24 protein-coding genes are annotated in these 23,917 nt (G+C 68.7%); 10 read left to right on the top strand and 14 right to left on the bottom strand.

Translation table 11 applies throughout. The features are described 5' to 3' along the window. The first annotated feature begins 33 nt into the window (after window positions 1-33). The 3 genes from ACFQGD_RS16135 to ACFQGD_RS16125 all read left to right on the top strand — a co-directional run bounded on the left by ACFQGD_RS16135 (window position 34) and on the right by ACFQGD_RS16125 (window position 2,837). Window positions 34-930 (top strand): RecB family exonuclease, encoded by an 897-nt coding sequence (locus tag ACFQGD_RS16135; RefSeq protein WP_345390616.1) that lies wholly within the window; start codon window positions 34-36, stop codon window positions 928-930. Between the two features lie 161 nt (window positions 931-1,091). Further along, window positions 1,092-2,021, top strand: a complete 930-nt coding sequence (locus ACFQGD_RS16130; protein WP_345390842.1) for a ParA family protein — start codon at window positions 1,092-1,094, stop codon at window positions 2,019-2,021. 111 nt (window positions 2,022-2,132) lie between these two features. Continuing rightward, complete coding sequence (locus ACFQGD_RS16125; RefSeq protein ID WP_345390613.1) at window positions 2,133-2,837, top strand: O-methyltransferase; 705 nt, start codon at window positions 2,133-2,135, stop codon at window positions 2,835-2,837. Between the two features lie 41 nt (window positions 2,838-2,878). Here the strand turns inward: ACFQGD_RS16125 and hisG are convergent, their stop codons facing one another. The 4 genes from hisG to metH all read right to left on the bottom strand — a co-directional run bounded on the left by hisG (window position 2,879) and on the right by metH (window position 8,348). Next, a complete protein-coding gene (gene hisG / locus ACFQGD_RS16120; protein ID WP_345390610.1) occupies window positions 2,879-3,733 on the bottom strand; it encodes an ATP phosphoribosyltransferase in 855 nt (284 codons plus the stop codon). A 14-nt stretch (window positions 3,734-3,747) separates the two neighbouring features. Then, window positions 3,748-4,011 carry a phosphoribosyl-ATP diphosphatase gene (locus ACFQGD_RS16115; protein WP_345390607.1) on the bottom strand — a complete coding sequence of 88 codons (264 nt, stop codon included), beginning with the start codon at window positions 4,009-4,011 and terminating at the stop codon, window positions 3,748-3,750. 63 nt (window positions 4,012-4,074) lie between these two features. Next, a complete protein-coding gene (locus tag ACFQGD_RS16110; protein ID WP_345390839.1) occupies window positions 4,075-4,749 on the bottom strand; it encodes an HAD family hydrolase in 675 nt (224 codons plus the stop codon). Window positions 4,750-4,757: 8 nt separating this feature from the next. Continuing rightward, window positions 4,758-8,348 (bottom strand): methionine synthase, encoded by a 3,591-nt coding sequence (gene metH / locus ACFQGD_RS16105; protein ID WP_345390604.1) that lies wholly within the window; start codon window positions 8,346-8,348, stop codon window positions 4,758-4,760. Between the two features lie 115 nt (window positions 8,349-8,463). On the opposite strand from metH, the gene ACFQGD_RS16100 reads away from it, so the two are divergent. After that, on the top strand, window positions 8,464-9,288 hold the full coding sequence (locus tag ACFQGD_RS16100) for a PAC2 family protein (RefSeq protein WP_345390836.1): 825 nt from the start codon (window positions 8,464-8,466) through the stop codon (window positions 9,286-9,288). Window positions 9,289-9,307: 19 nt separating this feature from the next. Here the strand turns inward: ACFQGD_RS16100 and mshC are convergent, their stop codons facing one another. Beyond that, on the bottom strand, window positions 9,308-10,546 hold the full coding sequence (mshC, locus tag ACFQGD_RS16095) for a cysteine--1-D-myo-inosityl 2-amino-2-deoxy-alpha-D-glucopyranoside ligase (RefSeq protein ID WP_345390601.1): 1,239 nt from the start codon (window positions 10,544-10,546) through the stop codon (window positions 9,308-9,310). A 27-nt stretch (window positions 10,547-10,573) separates the two neighbouring features. Further along, on the bottom strand, window positions 10,574-11,227 hold the full coding sequence (locus ACFQGD_RS16090; RefSeq protein ID WP_345390598.1) for a TetR/AcrR family transcriptional regulator: 654 nt from the start codon (window positions 11,225-11,227) through the stop codon (window positions 10,574-10,576). 93 nt (window positions 11,228-11,320) lie between these two features. On the opposite strand from ACFQGD_RS16090, the gene ACFQGD_RS16085 reads away from it, so the two are divergent. From ACFQGD_RS16085 to ACFQGD_RS16075, 3 genes are all read left to right on the top strand, one after another. After that, complete coding sequence (locus tag ACFQGD_RS16085) at window positions 11,321-12,655, top strand: cytochrome P450 (protein ID WP_345390595.1); 1,335 nt, start codon at window positions 11,321-11,323, stop codon at window positions 12,653-12,655. A 125-nt stretch (window positions 12,656-12,780) separates the two neighbouring features. After that, window positions 12,781-13,968 carry a S8 family serine peptidase gene (locus ACFQGD_RS16080; protein WP_345390592.1) on the top strand — a complete coding sequence of 396 codons (1,188 nt, stop codon included), beginning with the start codon at window positions 12,781-12,783 and terminating at the stop codon, window positions 13,966-13,968. A 40-nt stretch (window positions 13,969-14,008) separates the two neighbouring features. Further along, the gene (locus ACFQGD_RS16075; RefSeq protein ID WP_345390589.1) at window positions 14,009-14,251 is read left to right on the top strand and encodes a hypothetical protein; all 243 of its coding nucleotides are present in this window, start codon (window positions 14,009-14,011) and stop codon (window positions 14,249-14,251) included. Window positions 14,252-14,311: 60 nt separating this feature from the next. Here the strand turns inward: ACFQGD_RS16075 and ACFQGD_RS16070 are convergent, their stop codons facing one another. Continuing rightward, entirely contained in the window at window positions 14,312-15,043 is a 732-nt protein-coding gene (locus ACFQGD_RS16070; protein ID WP_345390586.1) for a trypsin-like serine protease, read from the bottom strand. Between the two features lie 314 nt (window positions 15,044-15,357). Between ACFQGD_RS16070 and ACFQGD_RS16065 the strand changes: the two genes are divergently transcribed. Beyond that, window positions 15,358-16,149 (top strand): hypothetical protein, encoded by a 792-nt coding sequence (locus tag ACFQGD_RS16065; RefSeq protein ID WP_345390583.1) that lies wholly within the window; start codon window positions 15,358-15,360, stop codon window positions 16,147-16,149. 209 nt (window positions 16,150-16,358) lie between these two features. Continuing rightward, window positions 16,359-16,886, top strand: coding sequence for a class I SAM-dependent methyltransferase (locus tag ACFQGD_RS16060; RefSeq protein ID WP_345390580.1), 528 nt, complete (start codon window positions 16,359-16,361; stop codon window positions 16,884-16,886). 63 nt (window positions 16,887-16,949) lie between these two features. Here ACFQGD_RS16060 and ACFQGD_RS16055 read toward each other — a convergent pair whose 3' ends face one another. From ACFQGD_RS16055 to fabG, 3 genes are all read right to left on the bottom strand, one after another. After that, window positions 16,950-17,990: a ferrochelatase gene (locus ACFQGD_RS16055; protein WP_345390577.1), complete on the bottom strand. Its 1,041-nt coding sequence runs from the start codon at window positions 17,988-17,990 to the stop codon at window positions 16,950-16,952. Between the two features lie 21 nt (window positions 17,991-18,011). Continuing rightward, a complete protein-coding gene (gene fabI / locus ACFQGD_RS16050; protein WP_345390574.1) occupies window positions 18,012-18,782 on the bottom strand; it encodes an enoyl-ACP reductase FabI in 771 nt (256 codons plus the stop codon). A 65-nt stretch (window positions 18,783-18,847) separates the two neighbouring features. After that, a complete protein-coding gene (gene fabG, locus ACFQGD_RS16045) occupies window positions 18,848-19,552 on the bottom strand; it encodes a 3-oxoacyl-ACP reductase FabG (RefSeq protein WP_345390571.1) in 705 nt (234 codons plus the stop codon). A 120-nt stretch (window positions 19,553-19,672) separates the two neighbouring features. Between fabG and ACFQGD_RS16040 the strand changes: the two genes are divergently transcribed. Then, window positions 19,673-20,152, top strand: coding sequence for a tRNA (cytidine(34)-2'-O)-methyltransferase (locus ACFQGD_RS16040; protein ID WP_345390568.1), 480 nt, complete (start codon window positions 19,673-19,675; stop codon window positions 20,150-20,152). 1 nt (window position 20,153) lies between these two features. Here the strand turns inward: ACFQGD_RS16040 and ACFQGD_RS16035 are convergent, their stop codons facing one another. The 4 genes from ACFQGD_RS16035 to mobA all read right to left on the bottom strand — a co-directional run bounded on the left by ACFQGD_RS16035 (window position 20,154) and on the right by mobA (window position 23,884). Further along, the gene (locus ACFQGD_RS16035; RefSeq protein ID WP_345390565.1) at window positions 20,154-21,137 is read right to left on the bottom strand and encodes a VWA domain-containing protein; all 984 of its coding nucleotides are present in this window, start codon (window positions 21,135-21,137) and stop codon (window positions 20,154-20,156) included. Then, window positions 21,134-22,078 carry a DUF58 domain-containing protein gene (locus tag ACFQGD_RS16030; RefSeq protein ID WP_345390562.1) on the bottom strand — a complete coding sequence of 315 codons (945 nt, stop codon included), beginning with the start codon at window positions 22,076-22,078 and terminating at the stop codon, window positions 21,134-21,136. The genes ACFQGD_RS16035 and ACFQGD_RS16030 overlap by 4 nt, the downstream gene beginning before the upstream one ends. Before the next feature lie 9 nt (window positions 22,079-22,087). Next, window positions 22,088-23,152 carry an AAA family ATPase gene (locus ACFQGD_RS16025; RefSeq protein ID WP_345390559.1) on the bottom strand — a complete coding sequence of 355 codons (1,065 nt, stop codon included), beginning with the start codon at window positions 23,150-23,152 and terminating at the stop codon, window positions 22,088-22,090. A 147-nt stretch (window positions 23,153-23,299) separates the two neighbouring features. Then, window positions 23,300-23,884 (bottom strand): molybdenum cofactor guanylyltransferase, encoded by a 585-nt coding sequence (gene mobA, locus ACFQGD_RS16020; RefSeq protein ID WP_345390556.1) that lies wholly within the window; start codon window positions 23,882-23,884, stop codon window positions 23,300-23,302. Between the last annotated feature and the right edge of the window lie 33 nt (window positions 23,885-23,917).

Here is a 23,917-nt window from a genome sequence, read left to right as displayed (position 1 = left end):
CCGAGCACGTCGCGACACGAAGATGGGAAGGGCATGACCCAGTCCGCCACAGAGCTGCCAGCGGCCGCCGAGACGGCGGAACGGCGCAAGCCAGCGCTCTCACCGTCACGGGCGAGCGATTTCAAGCAGTGCCCGCTGCTCTACCGCTTCCGTGCCGTCGACAAGATCCCGGAGACGCCCAGCAAGGCGCAGGTGCGCGGCACGCTGGTGCACGCGGTGCTGGAACGGCTGTTCGCACTGCCTGCCGAGGAGCGGGTGCCCGCGCGTGCCAAGGAACTCGTCGATCCGCTGTGGGCGGAGCTGTCTGCGGAGAATCCGGAGTGGGCCGCGCTGTTCTCGGGCGACGCTGACGACGCCGCGACCGCCGAGTCGGACTGGCTCGCTTCGGCGGGCGAACTCCTCGACACCTACTTCGGTCTTGAGGACCCGAGCGCGCTGGAGCCGCAGGCCTGCGAGGAGCGGGTGGAGGTCGAGCTGGGCTCCGGTGTGCGGCTGCGCGGCTACGTCGACCGCATCGACGTCGCCGAAACGGGTGAAGTCCGCATCGTGGACTACAAGACGGGGGCGGCGCCTCGGGAGATCGGCGAGATCAAGGCGATGTTCCAGATGAAGTTCTACGCCTTGGTGCTGTGGCGGTTACGGGGCGCGGTGCCGGACCAGCTCAAACTCATGTATCTCACCGACGGGCAGTCACTGACCTACACGCCGGACGAGGCCGAGCTGCGCCGGTTCGAGCGCACGCTGGAGGCTATCTGGCAGGCCATCCTGCGAGCGGGGAAGTCGGGTGACTTCCGGCCGAGCAAGAGCAAGCTATGCCGCTGGTGTGATCACCAGGCCCGGTGCCCTGAATTCGGCGGCACACCGCCGGAGTACCCCGGCTGGCCGGAGCCGGACGGCGGCGACGAGACCGTCCTCGATCGGGCCGACTGAGCGTGGCATGCGGGGCCGAGAGGACCACCGTGGGTGTGTCGCGGACGCGTTCCGGAGCGTGAACATGCTCTGATCGACTACGGTGCTACAGGCACGGACAGCAACTGTCACACCGAAACGTACTTATCGTTCGACCACGATCGGGGACAAGTACCGTGGTTATGCAGATCACCTCGGTGGTCAACCAGAAGGGTGGCGTCGGCAAGACGTCACTCAGTGTGGGGACCGCAGCGGCACTCGCCGAACAGGGTAAGCGCGTCCTGCTGGTCGATCTCGATCCGCAGGGACACGCCACGACAGAGTTCCTCGGGCTGCCGGAGACACCGGCAGGCAAACCGAGCCTGCCGATGGCACTGGCCAAGATGTGGAAGGGCCCCGTCGAGGAACTGGTTGTCCCCCACCCGCGCGCCAATGTGGGAGAAGGCGGCTGCTTCGACGTCATCCCCACCGCACCCGGAATGTTCGACCTGGTTCGCAGGCTGGACCAGTTCCGCATGCCCGGCTGGGAGCTGGCTCGAGTGCTGCAGTTCGCCCACTACGACCACGTGATCATCGACTGTCCGCCCGCACTGGACCTGTTGACCAATAACGCGCTCGCCGCCACTCACGGGGTGCTGGTGCCGGTACAGCCGGACCGCACCAGCATCAGGGCGTTGCGACTGCTGCGGGAGCAGGTGCACCACCTTGAACAGCTGATCAACCGGGATCCGGTGCAGTACTACGGCCTGGTGCCAGGCCTCTACCGCAGGCCGATGTCCGGCTACGCCGAGGCGGCGATGCGGGAGCTGCACGCCATGGGCATCCAGGTACTGCCGCACATCGCGATGGGCGTCGTCGTCAACGAGGCAGCCTCTCGCGGCATCCCGATCACCACGTTCGCGCCGCACTGCGCCCAGACCGGGGCGCTGCACGAGATCGCGGCGACCCTGGAGAGCTACCGCAAGCACTCCCCTTCGGCCTCGGTGCCACAGCCGTCGGAGGAGTTCGTCTTCGAGGACTTCATCAACGAGGTTGCCGGTGCCCGCAACCGCAATGACACCGGCGCCCGCAAGGGCCTCTACGACCTGATGCCAAAGCGGTCCCGCCGCTGAGCATCACACTGCTGGACGTCACACTGCTGGACGTCACGCCGCTGGCGCTCGGCAGCTGCTGGCTCCAGGCAGTGCTGCTGACCTAGGCGTCACGACAGTAGAGTCGCGGCCATGAGGACTGCTCGCGGGTCCGAATCATCGGACATGACCGACGTTTCCGCGGCGGGCCGCTCGATCGCCGTCGACGCACGACTGCAGGAGTACGCGCTCGCCCACAGCACGCAACCCGACGCCGTCCAGCGCGCGCTCATCGACGCCACCGAGCGCGCCGCCGCCGAACACGCCGGGATGCGCATCTCCCACGATGAGGGCACGTTCCTGACCCTGCTGACCCAGCTTTCCCGCGCGCGGTTCGCCGTCGAGGTCGGCACGTTCACCGGGTACTCCGCGCTGTGCATCGCGCGCGGGCTCCCCGACGACGGCAAGCTGCTGTGCTGCGACGTCAGCGAGGAGTGGACGTCGATCGGCCGCGAGCACTGGGAACGGGCGGGCGTCGCCGACCGCATCGACCTGCGAATCGCGCCCGCGATCGAGACGTTGCGGGCGCTGCCGGACGAGCCCGCGATCGATCTGGCGTTCATCGACGCTGATAAGGAGTCCTACATCGCGTACTGGGAGGAGCTCGCCCCCCGAATGCGACCTGGCGGAGTGCTGCTGGTGGACAACACGCTGTGGCACGGTCGCGTAGCCGACGCCGAGCCGGACGAGACCACGCGCGTGATCAGAGAGTTCAACGACCACGCCGCCGCCGATGACCGGGTTGAGTTGGTGGTGCTGACGCTGTCCGACGGTGTGACGATGGCCCGCCGCCGCTGAGCGACGTCCATGGCGGCCGAGCGACGCGACACCGCGCGATCCTACATCCGGCAGGAGCGGATGTCGGAGGCCAGCACCGCCTTCGCGCCGAACTCGGCCAGCTCGTCCATGATGTTGTTGACGTGCTTGCGCGCCACCATCGCGCGCACCGCGACCCAGCCGTCCTCGGCGAGCGGCGCTACCGTGGGCGACTCGACGCCCGGTGTGATCGCGATGGCGCCTTCCAGGAGCTCCTTTGGGCAGTCGTAGTCAAGCATCATGTACTGCTGCGCGAACACCACGCCCTGCAACCGGGCGGTGAGCTGCGCCTTCTCGCGTTCGTTTGGCGAGCCGTTACTGCCAGCGCGCTGCACAAGCACCGCCTCGGACGTGCAGATCGGGTCCCCGAACGCGATGAGGCCGTGCTGCCGCAGCGTCCTGCCGGACCCGACGACGTCGGCGATCGCCTCGGCGACGCCGAGCTGGATCGAGATCTCCACCGCGCCATCCAGCCGGATCACCTCGGCCTCGACGCCGTGCGCCGCCAGGTCGTCGCGCACCAGGTTCGGGTACGACGTCGCCAGCCGCTTCCCGGCGAGATCGTCGAGCTTCCACTCCCTGCCAGCGGGGGCGGCGTAGCGGAATGTCGAGCCGCCGAAGCCGAGCTGGAGCCGCTCCTCGATTGGCGCCGTCGAGTCCAGCGCGAGGTCGCGGCCGGTGATGCCCAGGTCGAGCTCGCCGGAGCCGACGTAGATGGGGATGTCCTTCGGGCGCAGGAAGAAGAACTCGACGTCGTTGTTGGGGTCGAGCACGGTCAGGTCGCGGGACTCGTGCCGCTGCCGGTAGCCAGCCTCGGACAGCATCTCCGACGCGGGACCGGCCAGCGCGCCCTTGTTCGGTACCGCTACGCGCAGCATGGGATTCGGCCTCCTCACAGGTACCGGTAGACGTCGTCGAGCGTGAGTCCTCGGCCAAGCATCAGCACCTGCACCCGGTACAGCAGTTGCGAGATCTCCTCGGCGAGGCGGTCGTCAGACTCGTGTTCGGCCGCGAGCCACACCTCGCCCGCCTCCTCGAGCACCTTCTTACCCTGCGCATGCACGCCAGCGTCCAACGCCGTCACGGTGCCGGAGCCCTCGGGACGGCTCGCGGCGCGGTCGGTCAGCTCGGCGAACAGGTCATCGAAGGTCTTCACGCGCTGATCCTCGCATCCGCGCCCCCGCGCCGCTGAGTCGGCCCGGTGTGGGCGCGGCTCGGGTCACACCAGACGGACCGCCGCCAGGGACTCCACGAACACCCGCCGGTCACCGGGGTCGACGGTCAGCTCTCCTGGAACGACCACGACCGTGCAGCCAGCGGCGGACGCGGCGGCCACCCCGGTCGGCGAGTCCTCGATCGCCAGGCACCGCGCCGGATCGACGTCGAGCTTCCGCGCGGCCCGCAAGTACGGCTCCGGGTGCGGCTTGTTGTGGCCATCGACCTCGTCGCCGCATACGGTGACGTCGAAGTTCCGCCGTCCGATACTGACCAGCGCGAGGTCCGTGAGCGTCCGCACGGTGGAGGTCACGAGCGCGGTAGGCACCCCGGAGCGCCGGACGTCGGCAAGCGCCTCCCGCGCGCCGGGCAGCCACGGCAGCTCGCCGCTGAGCAGTTCGCCCATCCGCGTCTCCAGCCACCGCGCGACGTCGGCGCGAAGCCCCGGCGTGGGTTCGACACCAACGTCGTCGAACAGCATCCGCAGCGTCGCCTCGGTGTGGCTGCCGAGCATCCGCTCTCGCGTGTCGCGCGAAAGTACGCCACCCAGCCGCTCGGCCGCCTCACCGAGCGCGATGTCCCACAGCTTCTCCGAGTCAACGAGTGTGCCGTCCATGTCGAACAGCACGGCGTCCCAGCCGCCGTTGCCAAGAATGGCGGGCGCGTCGTATCCAGACATCGAGCCGGTCACGTGTTGAAGTACGTGGCTTCGGGGTGGTGCGCCACGATCGCGTCGGTTGACTGTTCCGGGTGCAGCTGGAACTCCTCGGACAACTTCACCCCGATGCGCTCGGGGTCGAGCAGTCGCATGATCAACGAACGGTCCTCCAGGTTCGGACAGGCGCCATAGCCGAGCGAGAACCGCGCGCCTCGATAGCCGAGCGCGAAGAACTCCTCGATGTCGGCGGGGTCTTCGGCGGCAACGGCGACGCCGGACGCGAATCGTAGCTCGCGCCGTACCCGAGTGTGCCAGTACTCCGCCAGCGCTTCGGTGAGCTGCACCCCGAGCCCGTGCACCTCCAAGTAGTCGCGGTAGGCGTTGGCGGCGAACAGGTCGTTGGCGTAGTCCGCGATCGGCTGCCCCATAGTCACCAGCGTCAGCGGCAGGACGTCTACCTCGCCGCGCTCCCGAGCCAGCTCCCTATGCCGGTAGAAGTCCGCGAGACACAGCCGCCTTCCCCTGCCCTGGCGGGGGAAGGCGAACCGGGCGCGTTCGGCGGCATCGGCGTCCGGCTCGGCGAGCACCACGACGTCGTCGCCCTCAGCCACGCACGGGAAGTAGCCATAGACGACGGCCGCGTGCGCCAGCACTCCGTCGGTGGTGAGCCGGTCCAGCCAGTACCGCAGCCTGGGCCGCCCCTCGGTCTCGACCAGCTCCTCGTACGTGGGGCCGTCGCCGATACGCGAGCCCTTCAGCCCCCACTGCCCCATGAACGTCGCCCGCTCGTCGAGGAACGCGGCGTAGTCCGCGACCGGGATTCCCTTGACGACGCGCGTTCCCCAGAATGGCGGGGCCGGTAACGGGACGTCGGTGGCGACATCGGAGCGTGCCGGGGCCTCGGTCGGAGCCTCCCGCCCATGGGCCTTGCGTTGCGCCGCGATCCGCAACGACCGCTCCCGGCGCGCCTTGCGCTCTGCCCGCTTGGCTTCCTCGGCCTCGTCCAGCGGGCGTGCCTCGCCGCGTTTGGCCGCCATGACGCCGTCCATCAGCCGCAGCCCCTCGAAGGCGTCGCGCGCGTAGCGGACCTCGCCCTGGTAAAGCTCGTCGAGGTCGTTCTCCACGTAGGACCGCGTCAGCGCCGCCCCGCCGAGCAGCACCGGCCAGCGCGTCGCGACCCCGCGCGAGTTCATCTCGGTGAGGTTGTCCTTCATGATCACCGTGGACTTCACCAGCAGCCCGGACATCCCGATGGCGTCCGCGTCGGACTCGTCCGCTGCCTCCAGGATCGCGGTCACCGGCTGCTTGATGCCGAGGTTGACGACGTCGTAGCCGTTGTTGGACAGGATGATGTCGACCAGGTTCTTGCCGATGTCGTGGACGTCGCCCTTGACCGTGGCCAGCACGATCGTGCCCTTCCCGCCGGCGTCGGCCTTGTCCATATGCGGCTCCAAGTGCGCCACCGCGGCTTTCATCACCTCGGCGGATTGCAGCACGAACGGCAGTTGCATCTGGCCGGAGCCGAACAGCTCACCGACGGTCTTCATGCCAGCCAGCAGCGTGTCGTTGATGATCTCCAGCGCGGACTTCTCCGCCAGCGCCGCGTCCAAGTCGATTTCGAGTTCCCCGCGGTGCCCTTCAACGATCCGTCGTTCCAGCCGTTCGAACAGCGGCAACCTGGCCAACTCGGCCGCCCGCGACTCCCGGCTCGATGCCGCCGTCTTGCCCTCGAACAGCGCCATCAGCCGTTGCAGCGGGTCGTAACCGGCTCCGCCGTCTTCGGACGTCGAGCTGCGTCTGTCATAGACGAGATCGAGCGCGACCTCACGCGCCTCGTCGGGAACCCGCGCCATCGGCACGATCTTGGACGCGTGCACGATCGCGGTGTCCAAACCGGCCTCGACGCACTCGTGTAAGAACACCGAGTTCAGCACCTGCCGCGCCGCCGCGTTGAGCCCGAAGGACACGTTGGACAGGCCAAGCGTGGTCCGCACATCGGGGTGACGGCGTTTCAGTTCGCGGATCGCCTCGATGGTGGCGATGGCGTCGCCGCGCACCTCCTCCTGCCCTGTGGAGATCGGAAACGTCAGACAGTCGACGATGATGTCGCTCTCGCGCATCCCCCAGTTGGTCGTCAGATCCTCGATCAGCCGGGTGGCGACCCGCACCTTCCACTCGGCCGTGCGCGCCTGGCCATCTTCGTCGATGCACAGCGCGACGACACTGGCGCCGTGCTCGGCGGCGACGCGCATAGTGCGCTGGAACCGCGAGTCGGGGCCGTCGCCGTCCTCATAGTTGACCGAGTTGACCGCGCACCGCCCGCCGAGGTGCTCCAGCCCGGCGGCCAGCACCTCCGGTTCGGTGGAGTCGAGCATGATCGGCAACGTCGATGCCGTGGCCAGCCGGGACGCCAGCGCGCGCATGTCCGCGACGCCGTCCCGTCCGACGTAGTCGACGCACAGATCGAGCACGTGCGCGCCGTCGCGGGTCTGCGCGCGGGCGATCTCGACGCAGTCGCCGTAGCGCTCCTCGATCATCGCCTCGCGGAACGCTTTCGAGCCGTTGGCGTTGGTCCGCTCCCCGATCATCAGCACCGAGGCGTCCTGGGCGAACGGCACGGCCTGATACAGCGACGACAGCCCCGCATCAAGCCGTGGCTCCCGCGCGGCGGGCTCGACGTCGACAGCATCGGCGATGGCTGCCACAAGCTGACGGATGTGCTCCGGTGTGGTGCCGCAACAACCACCCACCAGCGTGACACCGAACTCGCGGACGAACCCGGCGAGCGCGGTGGCGAACTCCTCCGGACCGAGCGGGTACACCGCGCCGTCCGGACCCAGTTCGGGAAGTCCGGCATTGGGCAGGACCGACAGCGGCATCGGCGCCTGCTGGGACAACTGTCGCAGGTGCTCGCTCATCTCGGCGGGACCGGTCGCGCAGTTCAGCCCAATGACATCGATGCCGAGCGGTTCCAGCGCCGTCAGCGCCGCGCCGACCTCGGTGCCGAGCAGCATGGTGCCGGTGGTCTCGACGGTGATCGACGCCAGGATCGGCACGCGGGCGCCGTGCGCCGCCATGGCGCGCTTCGCGCCGATGATCGCGGCCTTGGTCTGCAGGATGTCCTGCGTGGTCTCCACCAGCACCGCGTCGATACCGCCGTCGAGCATTCCGGCGACCTGCTCGCGGTAGGCGTCGCGCAACGTGGTGAACGGCGCGTGCCCCAGCGTCGGTAGCTTGGTGCCGGGACCTACAGAGCCCAGCACGAATCGGGGGTGTTCGCGTGTGGCGTAATCGTCCGCGACCTCGCGGCCAAGGGCCGCACCTCGCTCCGCGAGCTCGCGGATCCTTTCGGTGATGTCGTACTCGGCGAGGTTTCCGTAATTCGCCCCGAACGTGTTGGTCTCGATCGCGTCCGCGCCGGCGTCGAGATAGCCACGGTGGATGCCGCGCACGACGTCCGGCCTGGTCACGTTGAGGATCTCGTTGCAGCCTTCAAGGCCGGCGAAGTCGTCCAGCGTGAGGTCATGCGCCTGCAGCGCCGTACCCATGGCGCCGTCGGCGACGACGACGCGCCGTGTCACCGCGGCGAGGAACGGGGAGTGCGCTGCGGCATCGTCCATACAGACGAGACTACGGTCCCGCGCGAGCCCCGGGTGGTCGTAGGCTGGGCGGGTGACCGATCCCGAAGCGCACGAACCGACATCGGCCAACGACACGTCCGGCTCGGCCACCGTGATGGTCGTGGCGTTCGAAGGCTGGAACGACGCAGGTGAGGCCGCTAGTGCCGCGATCGAGCACCTCCAGCTGTCGTGGGAGGCCACCGCCGTCGACGAGCTGAGCCAGGACGACTACTACGACTTCCAGGTGAGCCGGCCGACCGTCCACATGGTGGACGGGGTCACCCGGCGGATCGACTGGCCGACGACGCTGCTGTCGCGATGCTCGCCCGCGGGCTTTGACCAGGACCTGGTGCTGGTACAAGGCCCGGAGCCCAACCTGCGCTGGCGCGCGTTCTGCGATGAGCTGATCGACAAGGCGCAGCGGCTCGGCGTGTCGACCGTCGTGACACTGGGGTCACTGCTCGCCGACACCGCGCACACCCGTCCGGTGCGGATCACGGGCGCCGGGTACGACGCGGAGTCGGCCGAGCGGCATGGTTTCGCGTCCACCAACTATGAGGGACCGACCGGTATCACCGGCGTGTTGCACTACGCATGCGTCCAGGCGGGTATCCCGGCGATCTCGATCTGGGCCGCCGTGCCGCACTACGTCTCGCAGTCACCATCGCCGAAGGTCACCTTGGCGATGCTGCGAAAGCTGGAGGACGTGCTCGACCTGGAGATACCGTTCGGGTCGCTGCCGGAGCAGGCAGAGGAGTGGCAGCGCACGGTGTCCGAACTGGCCGAGGAGGACGACGAGGTCAGCGAGTACGTCCGTTCGCTTGAGGAGCGCGGTGACGCCGAGGTCGACCTGACGGAGACCAGCGGCGAGCAGATCGCCGCCGACTTCGAGCGCTACCTCCGCAGGCGCAGAGGCGGCGGCCCCTCCAGCGCGACGTAACCCGCGAGTCGCGCCGCCACTACAGCACCACGCCGAGGAGGGCGTCGACCGCGGTGCGGATCGCGACGGGCGCGCCCGTGTCCGTGCCGCGCCGGGTGAGGGCGTCGTCCGCCCAGGCGTCGATCGCCGCGAGCGCCTTCGGCGTGTCCAGGTCATCCGCCAGGTGCTCGCGGAGCCGGTCGATGGTGCCGGTGGCGTTCGGACCGGCGTCCAGGGATACCGCCTCCCGCCAGCGCGCGAGCCGTGCCTCCGCCGTGTCCCGCAGCTGGCGCGTCCACTGGCGATCGGAACGATAGTGCCCGGCGAACAGCGCCAGCCGCATCGTGGCGGGCTCCACCCCCTCCGAGCGCAGTTTCGAGACGAAGACCAGGTTGCCTTTGGACTTCGACATCTTCTCGCCGTCGAGTCCGATCATGCCCGCGTGCACGTAGAACCGCGCGAACGGGTGATCACCAGCCAGGGCCTCGGCGTGCGCGGCGCTGAACTCGTGGTGCGGGAATGCCAGGTCGGACCCGCCGCCCTGGATGTCGAAACCGAACCCGAGCCGGTTCACCGCGATCACGCTGCACTCGACGTGCCATCCCGGCCTGCCCTGCCCAAGCGCGCTGTCCCAGTACGGCTCGCCGTCACGCCGCATCCGCCACAGCAGCGCGTCGAGTGGGTGCCGCTTGCCTCGCCGGTCGGGGTCACCGCCGCGCTCGGGGAACAACTCGGCCATGAGGTGCTCGTCGTAGTTGGACTCGTAGCCAAACCGGCCGGTGGCGGTGTGGTCGAAGTAGACGTCGGGGTACTCGGGGTCGTCCGCGCGGTAGGCCGCCCCGGTGGCCAGCAGCTTGTCGATGATCTCGACGATGTCCGGAATGGACTCGACGGCGCCGATGAAGTCCCTCGGCGGCAGCACTCGCAGCGCCTCCATGTCCTCACGGAACAGCGCGGTCTCCCGCATCGCGAGCACGACCCAGTCGTCCTGGTCCCGCTCGGCCCGCTCCAGTAGCGGGTCGTCGATGTCGGTGACGTTCTGCACATAGTGGACGTCGTGACCAGCGTCGAGCCACTGCCGGTACACCAGGTCGAATGTCAGATACGTGGCGGCGTGGCCCAGGTGGGTGGCGTCGTACGGTGTGATGCCGCAGACGTACATGCGGGCGGTACGGCCAGGAGCGACAGGGCGCACGGACGCCGTCGCCGTGTCGTACAGCCGGAGTTCGCGAGGGGTTCCCGGCACGTTCGGTACCGGAACGGACGACCAGGTCTGCATGCCTTCGAGCGTACGGGTTCTCTCCCGTCAGTCCGCGCCGTGGGACGGCGGCCTACTCGGGGCGCTGGTCGAGGAGTCCGTGCGGTGACCGCTCCCCGACGTCCCCGTCGAGGCCTGCCAGAGCAGTTCGAGCCCGGACAGCAGTTCGTCGCCGGTTGGCGCGTTCACGGGGTCGAGCAGCCACTGCATCGCCAGCCCGTCGCAGACGGCGATGACGAAGCTCGCGACGGCTTTGGTCCGCGGTTCGTCCGCGTCGATCTGCCCGTCCAGCGACTCGGCGACCAGCCCCGCTACTCGTCCTCTGATCTGCTGATACTGCCGCGCGAACTGGGCGCGCAGCTCGTCGCTGCGGTCGGCCTGCGCGAACGCCTCCATGAACGACAGCAGCAGCGCGCGTTTGTTGTCGAGCCCGTCGAGCAGCGCCGACCACGTGATGTGGGCACGCTCCACCGGCGTCGCCACGGCGGCGCGCATCGCGATCTCAGCGAGCTGGTCGGTCCATTCGTCGAAGATCTCGCCGATCGCGGCGTTCAACAGCCCGGCCTTGGAGCCGAAGTGGTAGCCGATCGACGCGAGGTTGGTGTCCGAGGCCGCTACAAGGTCGCGTGCGGTGATGTGCGCGTACCCCTTGTCTTCCAGCAACCGGCGTGCCGCGGCGAGCAGTTGTTCGCGATGTCCCACGCCCCAAGCGTACGGCCTTGGCCTGGACACGCCGTTTATACGCGCGTATAAATCGGGGCCAGTGCGACATCGACGTCGACCAACGGAGGTCCGATGACAGCCAGCACACTCCGTCCGCGGCACGATCAGGCAGATCAGCGGCCGACGCCGCCCGGTCCCCGGTTGCCGATCGCGCCGCAGTCGATCCTGTTCGCCACCCAGCGCCACCGGCTACTGCGGCTGCTGCACCGGCGCTACGGCTCGGTGTTCGCCTTCAAGGTCTTCCCCGAGCGCGACGTCGTCAGCATCTCCGACCCCGATGACATCAAAGAGCTGTTCTCCGGCCCCGTCACGACGTTTCACGCGGGGGAAGGCAACCAGATCCTCAAGCCAGTCATGGGCGAGCATTCGGTGCTGACCACAGATGAGGATGAGCACCGCCGCATCCGCACGCTACTCACCCCGCCGTTCACCGGTGCCGCACTCCGCGGGTACCGGGCCATGGTCGCCGACATCGCCGAGCGGGAGGTCGCGCGCTGGCCTGCGGGGCGACCGTTCCGCTCCCACACCAGCATGCAGCGGTTGACGTTCGAGGTGATCCTGCGCGTGGTGCTCGGCGTCAGCGCCAGCCCCCGGCTGGATGAACTGCGCCACACGCTCGGCGGCGTCATCGATATCAGCGCGCTGGACATCTTCGGCTGGCACAACGAGCGGATGCAGCGCGTCGGCCGCTGGCGCCGCAACCGGGAGCTGCTACTGCGCTCCGACAAGCTGCTTTACGCCGAGATCGCCGAGCGCCGCGTCGCGCCCGATCTCGCAGACCGCACCGACGTGCTGTCCCGACTGTTGCGGACCGATACCGAGGGCGAGGCACCGCTGACCGACGCCGAGTTGCGGGACCAGCTCGTCACGCTGCTGCTCGCGGGCCACGAGACGACGGCGACGGCGTTGGCGTGGTGCTGGCACGAACTGGCGCGCTCCCCCGAGACGCAGGCTCGCGCGGCCCACGCCGCGGACACCGGCGACGATCGTTACCTGGAGGCCGTCGCGAAGGAGGCCATGCGGCTACGGCCGGTGATCTACGAGGTCGCGCGGCGTACCACGGAGCCGGTGACCGTTGGCGGCTTCCACGTGCCCGAGGGAACGACGATCATGCCCGCGATCGGTGTGGTGCAAACCGACCCCGCGCAGCACGATGACCCTGAGTCCTTCCGTCCGGAACGATTCCTGGACGGCTCGACGTCGCCACGGAACTGGCTGCCGTTCGGGGGCGGTGTCCGCCGGTGCCTGGGTGCGGGTTTTGCCCTGATGGAAGCAACTGAAGTACTACGCGCTGTGCTCGGTCGCTATCACCTCGAACCGGACCGCACCCGGCGTGAACAGGTTAAACCGCGAAACATCACGTTCACTCCAGCACGCGGTGCCCGCGTCATTATAACGAATAGGTGAGCTAGTCATCACTATCCGTTAGCCTTTCCGGCGGATTCCCGCACCGGCCCCTGTGACTTTGTAACCACGCTGAGCGATCATGGACTTACAGAACACAGCAGGTCGTACACAGTGGGTGGCGGTTCATGACACAGCAGGATGACGGCAGTGGCGTGGCGCGGTACCTCGTACTGTTCGAGGAGGACGCGGCCGACGAAGGCACGCGCGCCATGACCAACGTCGCCGGCATCAGGGCGGTCCACAGCGGCGAGATCGCCACACAGACCGGCGACGGCTTGACGTACCTGCCTGGCGGGGTGTTGTGGGCCGACCTCGGTGTCGCGGTGGTGACGGCGGCCACCGACCAGATCAACGCGCTGCGCGGCACCCTCGCCAACCGAGGACCGATCGCCATGATCGAACCGGACCGGATGGTGTACGCGATCTCGACCCCGGCGTCCCATCCGGCGAGCATCGACTCCGAGGAAGCCACCTTCACCTGGGGCCTGCGCGCCATCAACGCCCCCGCAAGCGCGGCCTCCGGCGCGGGCGTGCGGATAGCGGTGCTCGACACCGGGATCGACATCGACCACCCCGATTTCGTCGACCGCGAGCTCGTCGCCAGGTCATTCGTCGACGGTGAGGACGCCAACGACGGCCACGGACACGGCACTCACGTCATCGGCACAGCGTGCGGGCCACGCAGACCTGATCTCGGCCCGGGCTACGGCGTCGCCTCCTCGGCCGAGATCTACGCAGGCAAGGTGCTCAACAACGCGGGCGCCGGGACCGACGGCGACATTCTGGCCGGCATCGCGTGGGCAGTGCAGAACGGCTGCACCGTGGTATCGATGTCGCTTGGCGCGCCGGTCCAACCGGGCCAGCCGCCGTCGGTGACCTTCGAACGCGCCGCCCGCCGCGCGATGAACAAGGGCACGCTGATCGTGGCCGCCGCTGGCAACGAGAGCGCCCGCTCCGATGGCCTGATCGCGCCGGTCAGCCACCCAGCGAACTGCCCGACCATCATGGCGATCGGCGCGATCGACCAGGAGTTCAAGGTTGGCGACTTCTCGGCGGGCACGCTGCCGGACTCCGGTGCGGTGGACATCGTCGGTCCTGGCGTCGATGTGCACTCGAGCTGGCCGATGCCACAGCGGCATCACACCCTCAGTGGCACAAGCATGGCGACGCCGCACGCCGCGGGCGTCGCCGCCTTGACGGCCGAGGTGCATCAAGGGACAGCATGGGAGTTGTGGGCCCGGTTGAGCCAATCCGCTGCCCGGCTGCCATTGCCTTCTACGGATGTTGGTGCAGGATTGGTTCAGGCACCATGAAACCGTTTGATGGCGCGCCCCGAAGCACAGGAGGTCGGCGGTGGCATCGTTGCGCAAGGTCATCGTCTCCGTTGACACCGAAGAACCCGAGACGATGGCGGACATCGCGGCCCAGCTCAGCGAGCATGGGCTGGATGTCGACTCCGTGCTCGACACGCTCTCCACCATCACAGGGACGTGCGACGAGTCCAACCTCGGATCGCTGACCACGGTGCCAGGCGTACTCGACGTGGAAACGCAGTACACCTACCAGCTCCCACCGCCGACCGGCCGCGTGCAGTGAGCCGAAATGCCAGCGGCGCCGGGGGTTCGTCCCACCCGGCGCCGCCGTCGCTCACCGCCGTCACACGGTGCGCAACCGAACGGTGAAGCCAGCCTCCGCGGCGTCGGCGAACATGCCTTCCAGCGAGACGCCGCCCTCACCCGCGTAGGGCAGGCCATTAATACCGACACCGACGGTGTTAACGATGCCGAACGCCTTGTTACCGTCCGTGACATCCGCGACCGGGCCGCCGGAGTCGCCTGGGCTGACCGCGCCGATCACGTAGTGTTGCGTGCCGTCGTTCGAGTGCAGGATGCCGGTGCGCTCCTCCCGCGTCAGTGAGAGCAGGTGGAAGCCGACACCATTGCCGGAGAACTGCATGGTGTCGCCGACGTTGGCGGTCTCGGTGGTCGACACGCCGGTCGGGATGGCCGGGTGCCCCTTCATCGCGGGGTCAACCGCGTCGTGCAGCGCGGCGTCGATCTCGATGAAGGCGTAGTCGAGGTTGTCGTCGATGTAGGCCACCGTGCCGAACTCCTGGATGGGGTCGCCGAGGCTGCCGGTGGCCAGCGAGATCCGCTCCCCGACCGACGTCACGCAGTGCGCCGCTGTGCCGCCGTACACGGAACCGGCCAGCGCGTCCTCGCCGTCGTAGATCCAGTTCAGCGTGCAATACCCGCCGTCGGACTCGATGGACACGCCGGGCTGGATCGTCACCGCCTCCTGCGCGTTCACCGCCCCCGGCGCGGCACCGAGCGCCGCGAACGCCGACGCCGCGACGAGTGCGACCGCCCGTCTTGCCCACTGCTTCATGCTGAACGTCCTTTCTGTCCGCTCCGCGAGGAGCCAGCCCTTTGGTGCGGTTGACACATGTCCGTGCGCCTCTCCACACGGACATCCGCTCGCACACCACTGCGTCGGATGAGCAGTCACGGAAAGCGTCTACTCACATATCCACTAACGAGTGAATATGCGGTAGGTCACGAAGATCTTTCATGGTTCGGCTTCGAGAGAGAAATTCCGGCAGGACCACCCGATGGGGTGTACGCCTGCACCGGACACCCACTGCTAGTAGTTCTCGCTGTCGGCTCCCGCGCTCGCGCCGATCATCGGTAACGTGGGGTGTCATGGCGATGGCCAGTGCGACACTGACGATCTGGGCGACCGCGTGGCTCAACGGGAAGGCCGCCGCGGACGACGTTCTCGACGCCCTCACCACGCTCGCGGACCGGCACGACGTGGTCGCCGCCGACGAGACGACGGCGGCGGAGACCGAGTTGCCGGTCGCTGGCAAATATCCCGCGCCCCTCGCGCGATTGCTCGCGGCGTTGCGCACACGGGGCGCGGACGCCGGTTCGCTCGCACTACCCGCACCCGGTGACCCGCGCGGCCTCGGCGGTAGCGGTGCACTGGTGGGTGCGGCGCTCAACGCGGGTGAGGCGAGCGTGTTCGCGGCCGCGGGACTAGCGCTAGTCCCGGACAGCCCCGCCGATGACGTCGTGCGCTGGACGGTGTATCCGCACTCGGGCGACGCGGGCGAGCACGTCGGCATCAGCGAGGCGGAGCAGGCGCTGACCGAGGCTATCCGGGCGAGCGCGGCCACGCTCGCCGATCTGGACGTCGCGCGGGAACGTCCTGACGCGCACGACGCGCTGCGCGTCAGGCTGCGGCGAGCTCCCTCGCCGCGCTGGCCGGACGGCATGCCGGGTCGCGCGCTACGGGTGCTGCAACGCGCGGACGAGATCGCCGCGATCTTGGAGCTGGCCGCGGCCGACGAACCAGGCGGGGCGGTCTCAGCGAGCGCGGCCCGGCATCGCGCGAACGCGCTCCGCCCGCTGGACACCGCGGTCCGCCAAGCCCGCCGCGCCGCCGTCGGTGAGGCAGTCCGTCTACTGGCGCAGCCGGTCACCCGCCCCTAGCGCTGTGTCCGACACTCAGGACGTTGTGTCCTGCGCTCCTGACGCTGAATTCGGCACTCTGGACGGCGAGTTAGACGTTCTGGACGCTGTATGGCACTTTCGCAGCGTGCGCAGGACGTCGCGTACGCACCTCGCTGTCGGTGAGTGCCGGTAGCGTTTCCGTCGTGGGAGCGACGGCCGGGTAGCGGCTCGAAAGGGCGGTTGGCACGTTGGACGTTCCGCCACGTGATCTTCTGCTGGAGATCGGCTGCGGCCACGGCGTCGCGGTGTCGCTGGTGTGCGAACGGCTCGGCGATGGCGGTTTCGTCCTCGTACTCGACCGTTCCGAGAAGATCGTCACCATGGCACGTGCCCGCAACGCGCGCTATGTCCAGTCCGGTTTGGCCGGGTTTCAGGTGGCCTCGCTGCACGCAGCCGACCTTGGTAACACTATGTTCGACACGATCTTCGCGATCCACGTGCCTGTGTTGCTACGCGGCAAGCCGGATGCCGAACTCGCGATCGTGCGCCGTCATCAGAAGCAAGGCGGGGCGTTCGCGCTGCCCTACCAACCTCTCACGCCTGACCAGGTCATGCCGACGGGTCGGCGGCTGACGACGATGCTGGCCCGTGCCGGGTTCCGCGAGATCGACATCGTGACGGAGGAACTGGCTTCGGGCGCCGCGGGTTGCGTTCGCGACGACCTGAGCGGACAACACGCCGTCGGGAATGTCGGACACGCCGTCCCGAGTGCCTAACACAGTGTCCAGAGTGCAGGACACAACGTTCTGAGTGCAGGACACGGCGCAACGGGCGGGCGCTTACGCTCGCCTGCGGGGTGGTTCGCAGCAGCCGGGGGCGCAGGGGGCGCCGTTGACGGTGCAGCCGCCACTTGACGCATCGGACAACCGGCGCACCGGGGCGTCGGACAGGTGTTCCCGTGCGAGTTCGACGACCAGCCGCGCGTAGCGGGGATCGTCGTTCGGGGTGGCCGCGCGGGCGAAGCCCATGCCAAGCTCAGCCGCGCGCTCGGCGGCTTCGTTGTCCAAATCCCAGATGACCTCGATGTGGTCAGAGACGAACCCGATCGGGCACACCACGACGGCGGTCACGCCATCGGCGTGGAGCGCCTCGATATGGTCGACGATGTCCGGCTCCAGCCACGGCACCGACGGTGGGCCGGAGCGCGACTGCCACACGACGTCGTGCTCGCTCGCGCCGACACGCTCGGCGACCAGCCGTGCCGCCTCGCGCACCTGTCGCGAGTAGCGTCCACCGCCCTCCTCGGGCGGGCCTGCCGCGGCATCCGCGGACACCGGGATCGAGTGCGCGGTGAACACCAACCGAGCCTGCTCACCGGCAACGCCCAGCCGCGCGCGAGCCGCGACAACCGCGTCCGCGAAGGACTCGACGAACAGCGGATGGTCGAAGAAGTGCCGCAGCTTCACCAGCTCCGGCGCGCCGGGCACCGCCTCGCGCGCACGGGTGATGTCCTCGTCGTACTGGCGACACGACGAGTACCCGCCATAGGCGCTGGTCGGGAAGACCATCGCCCGGCGCACCCCGTCGGCGGCCATCGCGGCGACGGCGTCCTCGGCGTAGGGCTGCCAGTTGCGGTTGCCGAAGTACACCGGCAGCTGGATGCGCTGGGCGTCCAGCTCAGCCTCGACAGCCTTGATCCCGCGGCGGTTCAGCTCGTTGATCGGCGAGACGCCCCCGAAGTGCTGGTAGTGCTCCGCGACGGACTCCAGTCGTTCGCGCGGCACACCCCTTCCCCTGGTCACGTTCTCCAGGAAGGGCATCACGTCATCGGGGCCTTCTGGCCCGCCGAAAGACAGCCACAGCAGCGCGTCAAAGCTCACCGCTTCAGTGTCGCGCACCCGCTACTGGCCAGTGGCGTGCACCCCGCCGTCGACCATGATCATCGACCCGGTCGTGGCGGGCAGCCAGTCCGAGAACACCGCGCAGATCGTCTTGGCCACCGGCGTCGGGTCCTGGGTGTCCCAGCCGAGCGGCGCGCGATCACCCCAGCCGTTCTCCAGCTCCTCGAAGCCGGGAATCGACTTCGCGGCCATGGTCTTGATCGGACCCGCAGACACCAGGTTCGCCCTGATCCGCTTCGGTCCTAACTCACGCGCCAGGTAGCGGTTCACCGACTCCAGCGCCGCCTTGGACACGCCCATCCAGTTGTAGGCGGGCCAGGCCACACGGGCGTCGAAGTCCATGCCGATTACCGACGCCCCCTCGCCAAGCAGCGGCCCGACCGCCTTGACGAGCGCGGCGTAGGAGTACGCCGAGATCTCCAACGCGGGGCCGACATCGGACCACGGCGCGTCAAGGAACGGCTTGCCAAGGCAGGTCTCCGGGTTGGCGTACCCGATCGAGTGCAGCACGCCGTCCAGGCCGTCGATGTGCTCGCTGATCCGATCGGACAGCGTGTCCAGGTGCTCGTTGTTCTGCACGTCCAGCTCGATCACCGGTGCTGGCCGCGGCAGCCGCTGCGCGATGCGCTCGACCAGCCGCATCCGGCCGAAGCCGGTGAGTACCACCTGCGCTCCCTGTTCCTGCGCCACTCTCGCCGCGTGGAACGCGATCGACGCGTCGGTGATCACACCGGTGATCAGCAGCCGCTTACCTTCGAGAAGTCCAGACACCGTGTCTCCAGTTCGAGGGTTGGGGTTGGGTCGTGTGGGAAATGGGGATGGGGGCAGTGCGAAACCTAGTGACCCATGCCGAGGCCACCGTCGACCGGCAGCACCGCGCCGTTGATGTAGGCGGCCTCGTCTGAGGCGAGAAAGCCCACCGCGTTCGCGATCTCGTCCGCCTGCCCGTAGCGGCCCGCCGGGATTTGCGCGAGAGCGCTTGAGCGCTGCTCCTCGGTCAACGCGTCCGTCATGTCGGTGACGACGAAGCCAGGCGCGACGACGTTGGCGGTGATGTTGCGCGACCCCAGCTCGCGGGTGATGGAACGCGCGACGCCGACCAACCCGGCCTTGCTGGCCGCGTAGTTGACCTGGCCCGCACCGCCGGACAGCGCGACGACCGATGAGATGAACACCATCCGGCCCCACTTGGCGCGCAGCATGCCCCGGCTGGCGCGCTTGGCGACGCGGTAGGCCCCCGCGAGGTTGGCATCCAGCACCCGGGTGAACTGGTCTTCGCTCATCCGCATGAGCAGGGTGTCGTCAGTGATGCCCGCGTTGGACACCAGCACCTCGACCGGCCCCTGGTGCTCCTCGATCTGCTTGAACGCGGCGTCGATCTGTTCGGTGTCGGTGACATCGGCCCGCACCCCGAACAATCCCTCTGGTGCGCCAGAACCGCGATGGGTCACCGCGACGTTGTCGCCCTTGGCGGCCAGATGCCGTGCGATGGCCAGCCCAATGCCCCGGTTCCCGCCGGTGACCAGTACCGATCGTGCCACGTGTCGTCTCTCCTCATAGCGCTGCTTCTCGATGCGTGATGCGAGGCTATCGAGTTACCCGTCAGTCAGGCGGGTGGAGTGGTGTGAACCATGTCGCGGCGACCCTGCCATGATTCGAGAGTGTTCCGCATCGCCTTCTACCACCCCGAGATCCCGCCGAACACCGGCAACGCCATCCGGCTCGCCGCCAACACCGGGTGCGAGCTGCACCTGATCGAACCACTCGGGTTCTCACTCGAGCAGAAACAGCTCAAGCGTGCCGGGCTCGACTACCACGAGCTCGCCACCACCCACGTGCACGCCGACTTCGACGCCGCGCTCAAGGCGTTCGGCGATGCGACGATCTACGCCTTCGCCACGCGCGCCAGCCGCTGCTACGCCGACGTCACCTACCAGCAGGGCGACGTGCTGCTGTTCGGGCCGGAGTCGGTGGGCCTTCCGGACGAGATCGCCCACGCGGAGGCGGTCACCGATCGGGTGACACTGCCGATGGCGCCAGGCTCGCGATCGCTCAACCTCGCCAATTCGGCGTCGATCGTGGTTTACGAGGCGTGGCGACAGCACGGCTTCGCGGGCGCGGCGAGTTCAAAGCAGCGCTAGCTCACGGCAAGCGCTGCCCAATGAACAACGCCGAGCCGGCCCCGGCGATCAGCGCGAGCGTGCCGAGCGCCAACCACGGCTTGCTCGCGTCCGCCTTCTTGATCTCGTAGCCGATCTGCTCGCCGAGATCCTCGTAGACCTCGTTCAGCTGCCCGCCGGACTCCGCCTTGTAGTACTGGCCGCCGGAGATATCCGCGATCTGTTCCATGGCGACGTCGTCCACCTCGACGGGGTACGTCCTGCCCTCGATCTCCACCGTGCCGTGTGACGTACCGAACGCGATCGTAGAGATCGGCACCCCGGCGTCCTTGGCGGCCCGCGCCGCCGTGAACGCGCCCCGGGGATCGTTCATGTTCTCGGTCGGCGCTACCTGCTTGCCGTCCGCCATCAGCACGATCCGCGCGGGCGGCGGTCCGCTCGGTCCGCCGACGACCGCGGAGAAGCTCTCGATCGACTGCAGGGCCGCGAAGATACCCTCACCCGTCGCGGTCGACTCGGCAAGTTCCAGGTTCTGGATCGCCTCGATCGGTGCCTTGCGGTCGGTCGTCGGCGGCACGAGAACGCTCGCGGTGCCCGCGAACGACACCACGCCGATGTTCACGCCCGGCGTCATGCCTTTCACGAACGACGTGGCCGACCGCTGCGCCGCGACGAGCCGGTTCGGCTCGATGTCGGCGGCCTCCATTGACAGCGACACGTCCATCACCAGCATCACCGTCGCCCGGTTGCGGGGCACGCGCTGCTCAGCCGTCGGTCCGGCGAGCGCGGTGGTGAGCAGGATCAGCGACACGATCAGCAACGCGGCGGGCACGTGTCGGACGAGTCCTTGTTTGCTCGCCCCGACCCGCTCGAGCAGATCGAGGTTGGCGAACCGCAACGTCCGCCTGCGCCGCGACCGCTGCGCGAGTACGTAACCCACCACGAGTAGAGCGGCTACGAGCAGCAGCAGGAACCACTCGGGGGACGTGAACCCCGTCAGGCTCATCCGACCGCCCCCGACCAGCGGCGTTTGCGTTCCACCACGAAACGAACGATGTCAGCGATCCAATCGGAGTCAGTGCGCAACACAAGGTGTCCGGCACCCGCCCGCCGCAGCCCGCGCGCCACTTCCTCGCGATGCGCTGCGGCCGCTGCGGCGAACTCCCTGCGCAGCAGCGGTGAGGCATGCACCTCCCGCTGCTTACCGGACTCCGGGTCGGCGAGCACGACGGTGCCGACATCGGGCAGGTCGACGTCGCGCGGGTCGACCACCTCGACGCCGATCAGGTCGTGCCGAGCCGACAGCGCCCGCAGCGGCCGTTGCCATTCGCTACCGCCAAGGAAGTCCGAGATGACGACGACCAGCCCTCTGCGCCGGGGTGGGCGCCGCAGCTCGTCGATCGCGGTCGCGAGGTCGCCGTGCGTGCCTGCCGGCGCCCGCTCGGTCGTGGCCACGGTCTTCACCAGGCCGCGCGCATGCGCTGAACCGCCGCGCGCGGGAACCCGCTTGGTGAGCGCACCGGTCGAGACGAGCGCGCCGATCCGGTTGCCGCCACCCCCGGCGAGATGCGCGATCGCGGCGACACCGCATACGACGAGGTCGCGCTTCTCGCACAGCGCCGATCCGAAGTCAAGGCTCGCGGACAGGTCCGCGACGATCCACGTCTCCAGCTCACGGTCGGCGACGCTGTCCCTGATGTGCGGCTCGGTGGTGCGCGCCGTGACCGCCCAGTCCATCCGCCGGACGTCGTCGCCGGGCTGATACGGCCGCGCCTCCCCCGGTTCCGAGCCGGGACCGGGCACCAGCCCGAGGTGGTTGCCCTGCAACAAGCCGTCGAGCCGTCGCCGCACCTCCAGCTCAAGGGTGCGCAACCCCGCTTCCAGCCGGTCGCCGCGCAGCACCGGTGGCGCCCATGGTGGGCGCGCTCCGTCCTCGATGGGTGTCACGTCGCCGCCCTAGTACGCGGAGGTGCCCGCGGACAGTGGCTGCCCAGGTGGCGCCTGTTGCGGCCTTGCCGAGACCTGCGGCAACGGCACGGTCTGCAGCACCCGCGTGATGATGTGCTCCAGTGGCACGCCGTCGGCCAGCGCGTCGTAAGAGAGAACGAGCCGATGTCGCAGCACGTCGGGCGCGACGTCAACGACGTCCTGTGGCAGCACGTAGTCCCGTCCGCGCACCAGCGCGAGCGCCCGTGCCGCCGCGATGATGCCCAGGCTGGCACGCGGTGACGCGCCGTAGGACACCCATCCGGCGACGTCGGTGAGACCGTGCTCATGCGGGGTGCGGGTGGCCATGACCAGCCGCACCACGTAGTCGACCAGCGCGTGGTGGACGAACACCCGCGAGGCGACCTCTTGCAGCCGCACCAGCTCGGTGGGCGTGAGCACCTCGCTCGGTTCCGGCGGGTGCACCCCCATCCGGTAGACGATCTCGCGCTCTTCCTCCGCCGTGGGGTACTCGACGATGATCTTGAAAAGGAAGCGGTCGCGCTGTGCCTCCGGCAGCGGGTAGACCCCTTCGTTCTCGATCGGGTTCTGCGTGGCCAGCACCAGGAACGGGTCGGGCATGCCGAACGTCTTGCCGCCAATGGAGACGTGCCGCTCGGCCATCACCTCAAGCATCGCCGACTGCACCTTGGCGGGCGCCCGGTTGATCTCGTCGGCGAGCACGAAGTTCGCCACGACCGGCCCGAGCTCGACGTCGAACTGCTCTTGGCCCTGACGGTAGATGCGGGTGCCGAGGATGTCGGCGGGTACGAGGTCCGGGGTGAACTGCACACGGGAGAACGAGCCACCGACCACGTTGGCGAAGGTCTCCACCGCGAGCGTCTTCGCCACGCCGGGCACGCCCTCCAGCAGCAGATGGCCCTTGGCGAGCAGGCCGACCAGCATCCGCTCCACCAGCCGGTCCTGACCGACGATGATCCGTTTGACCTCGACGACGGTCCGCTCGAGCAGCTCGGCATCCTGCGCGGGTGTCGACTGCCGCTCCGGCTTCGCCGAGTGGCCGGATTCGGTCACGTGTGCCTCCCTCGGATTCTCCGTCTCGGGCGCGGCCGTCTCGCCCGATGGGTGCGGCGAGCCGCCCGGAACCACGTCCGGCCCCCAGGGTGACGGCTATACGCCATCATTCACCGTGACGCACCAGCGGTAATGCCGCTGTGAAGGTCATCCGCCATGCACCTCGCGGGCACGCCGCAGATCCGCCTCGGTGTCGACATCGGCCGCTTGCGGCGCCGACGCCCGCACATCGGTGATGGCCAGCGCGCCCAGCACCGCACGCAACGCGGCGTTCGCCGGTTCGGCGGGCAACGCGTCGCGCAACGCTCGCGCACGCCACACCCCGGCCAGCCACTGCCGTCGCCCGTCCGGGTCGATCAGGACCGCGCCGTCATTGTCATCGATCGATGTCCGCAGCACTGCCACGGTGTCTCGCGTGAGCCCAGCGAGGTCCCCGGCGAGCACCGCGACGTCACAGCCAGCCTGACAGCCGAGATCACCGCATCGGGCGAGGCCGGCGGCGAGCGCGGCCACCGGACCGGCACCGCGCGGCTCCTCATGGGTCCACCGCACCCCGGTGATGCCCTCCCGGGGAGGACCCACCACGACGATCTGGCGTGCGTCGCCGAGCGCGTCAATAACCCTGCGCAGCAACGGGATCCCACCGACGGTCAGCATCGGCTTGTCCACACCGGACAGTCGGCTGGCCGAGCCGCCCGCGAGCACGATCCCGTACAGAGCTGACTGGGTCATACGACGAGTATCCCGCCGCCCCGCGGCGCGTAT

The organism is Haloechinothrix salitolerans, assembly GCF_042662605.1.
Classification (GTDB): domain Bacteria; phylum Actinomycetota; class Actinomycetes; order Mycobacteriales; family Pseudonocardiaceae; genus Haloechinothrix_A; species Haloechinothrix_A salitolerans.
This window is presented reverse-complemented; position numbering and strand designations above follow the sequence as displayed.

Excerpts from the sequence above, each read along its gene's own strand:
- ACFQGD_RS16135 (WP_345390616.1), top strand. The coding sequence starts at position 34 with ATGACCCAGTCCGCCACAGAGCTGCCAGCGGCCGCCGAGACGGCGGAA.
- ACFQGD_RS16130 (WP_345390842.1), top strand. The coding sequence starts at position 1,092 with ATGCAGATCACCTCGGTGGTCAACCAGAAGGGTGGCGTCGGCAAGACG.
- ACFQGD_RS16125 (WP_345390613.1), top strand. The coding sequence starts at position 2,133 with ATGAGGACTGCTCGCGGGTCCGAATCATCGGACATGACCGACGTTTCC.
- hisG (WP_345390610.1), bottom strand. The coding sequence starts at position 3,733 with ATGCTGCGCGTAGCGGTACCGAACAAGGGCGCGCTGGCCGGTCCCGCG.
- ACFQGD_RS16110 (WP_345390839.1), bottom strand. The coding sequence starts at position 4,749 with ATGTCTGGATACGACGCGCCCGCCATTCTTGGCAACGGCGGCTGGGAC.
- metH (WP_345390604.1), bottom strand. The coding sequence starts at position 8,348 with ATGGACGATGCCGCAGCGCACTCCCCGTTCCTCGCCGCGGTGACACGG.
- ACFQGD_RS16100 (WP_345390836.1), top strand. The coding sequence starts at position 8,464 with ATGGTCGTGGCGTTCGAAGGCTGGAACGACGCAGGTGAGGCCGCTAGT.
- mshC (WP_345390601.1), bottom strand. The coding sequence starts at position 10,546 with ATGCAGACCTGGTCGTCCGTTCCGGTACCGAACGTGCCGGGAACCCCT.
- ACFQGD_RS16085 (WP_345390595.1), top strand. The coding sequence starts at position 11,321 with ATGACAGCCAGCACACTCCGTCCGCGGCACGATCAGGCAGATCAGCGG.
- ACFQGD_RS16080 (WP_345390592.1), top strand. The coding sequence starts at position 12,781 with ATGACACAGCAGGATGACGGCAGTGGCGTGGCGCGGTACCTCGTACTG.
- ACFQGD_RS16070 (WP_345390586.1), bottom strand. The coding sequence starts at position 15,043 with ATGAAGCAGTGGGCAAGACGGGCGGTCGCACTCGTCGCGGCGTCGGCG.
- ACFQGD_RS16065 (WP_345390583.1), top strand. The coding sequence starts at position 15,358 with ATGGCGATGGCCAGTGCGACACTGACGATCTGGGCGACCGCGTGGCTC.
- ACFQGD_RS16035 (WP_345390565.1), bottom strand. The coding sequence starts at position 21,137 with ATGAGCCTGACGGGGTTCACGTCCCCCGAGTGGTTCCTGCTGCTGCTC.
- mobA (WP_345390556.1), bottom strand. The coding sequence starts at position 23,884 with ATGACCCAGTCAGCTCTGTACGGGATCGTGCTCGCGGGCGGCTCGGCC.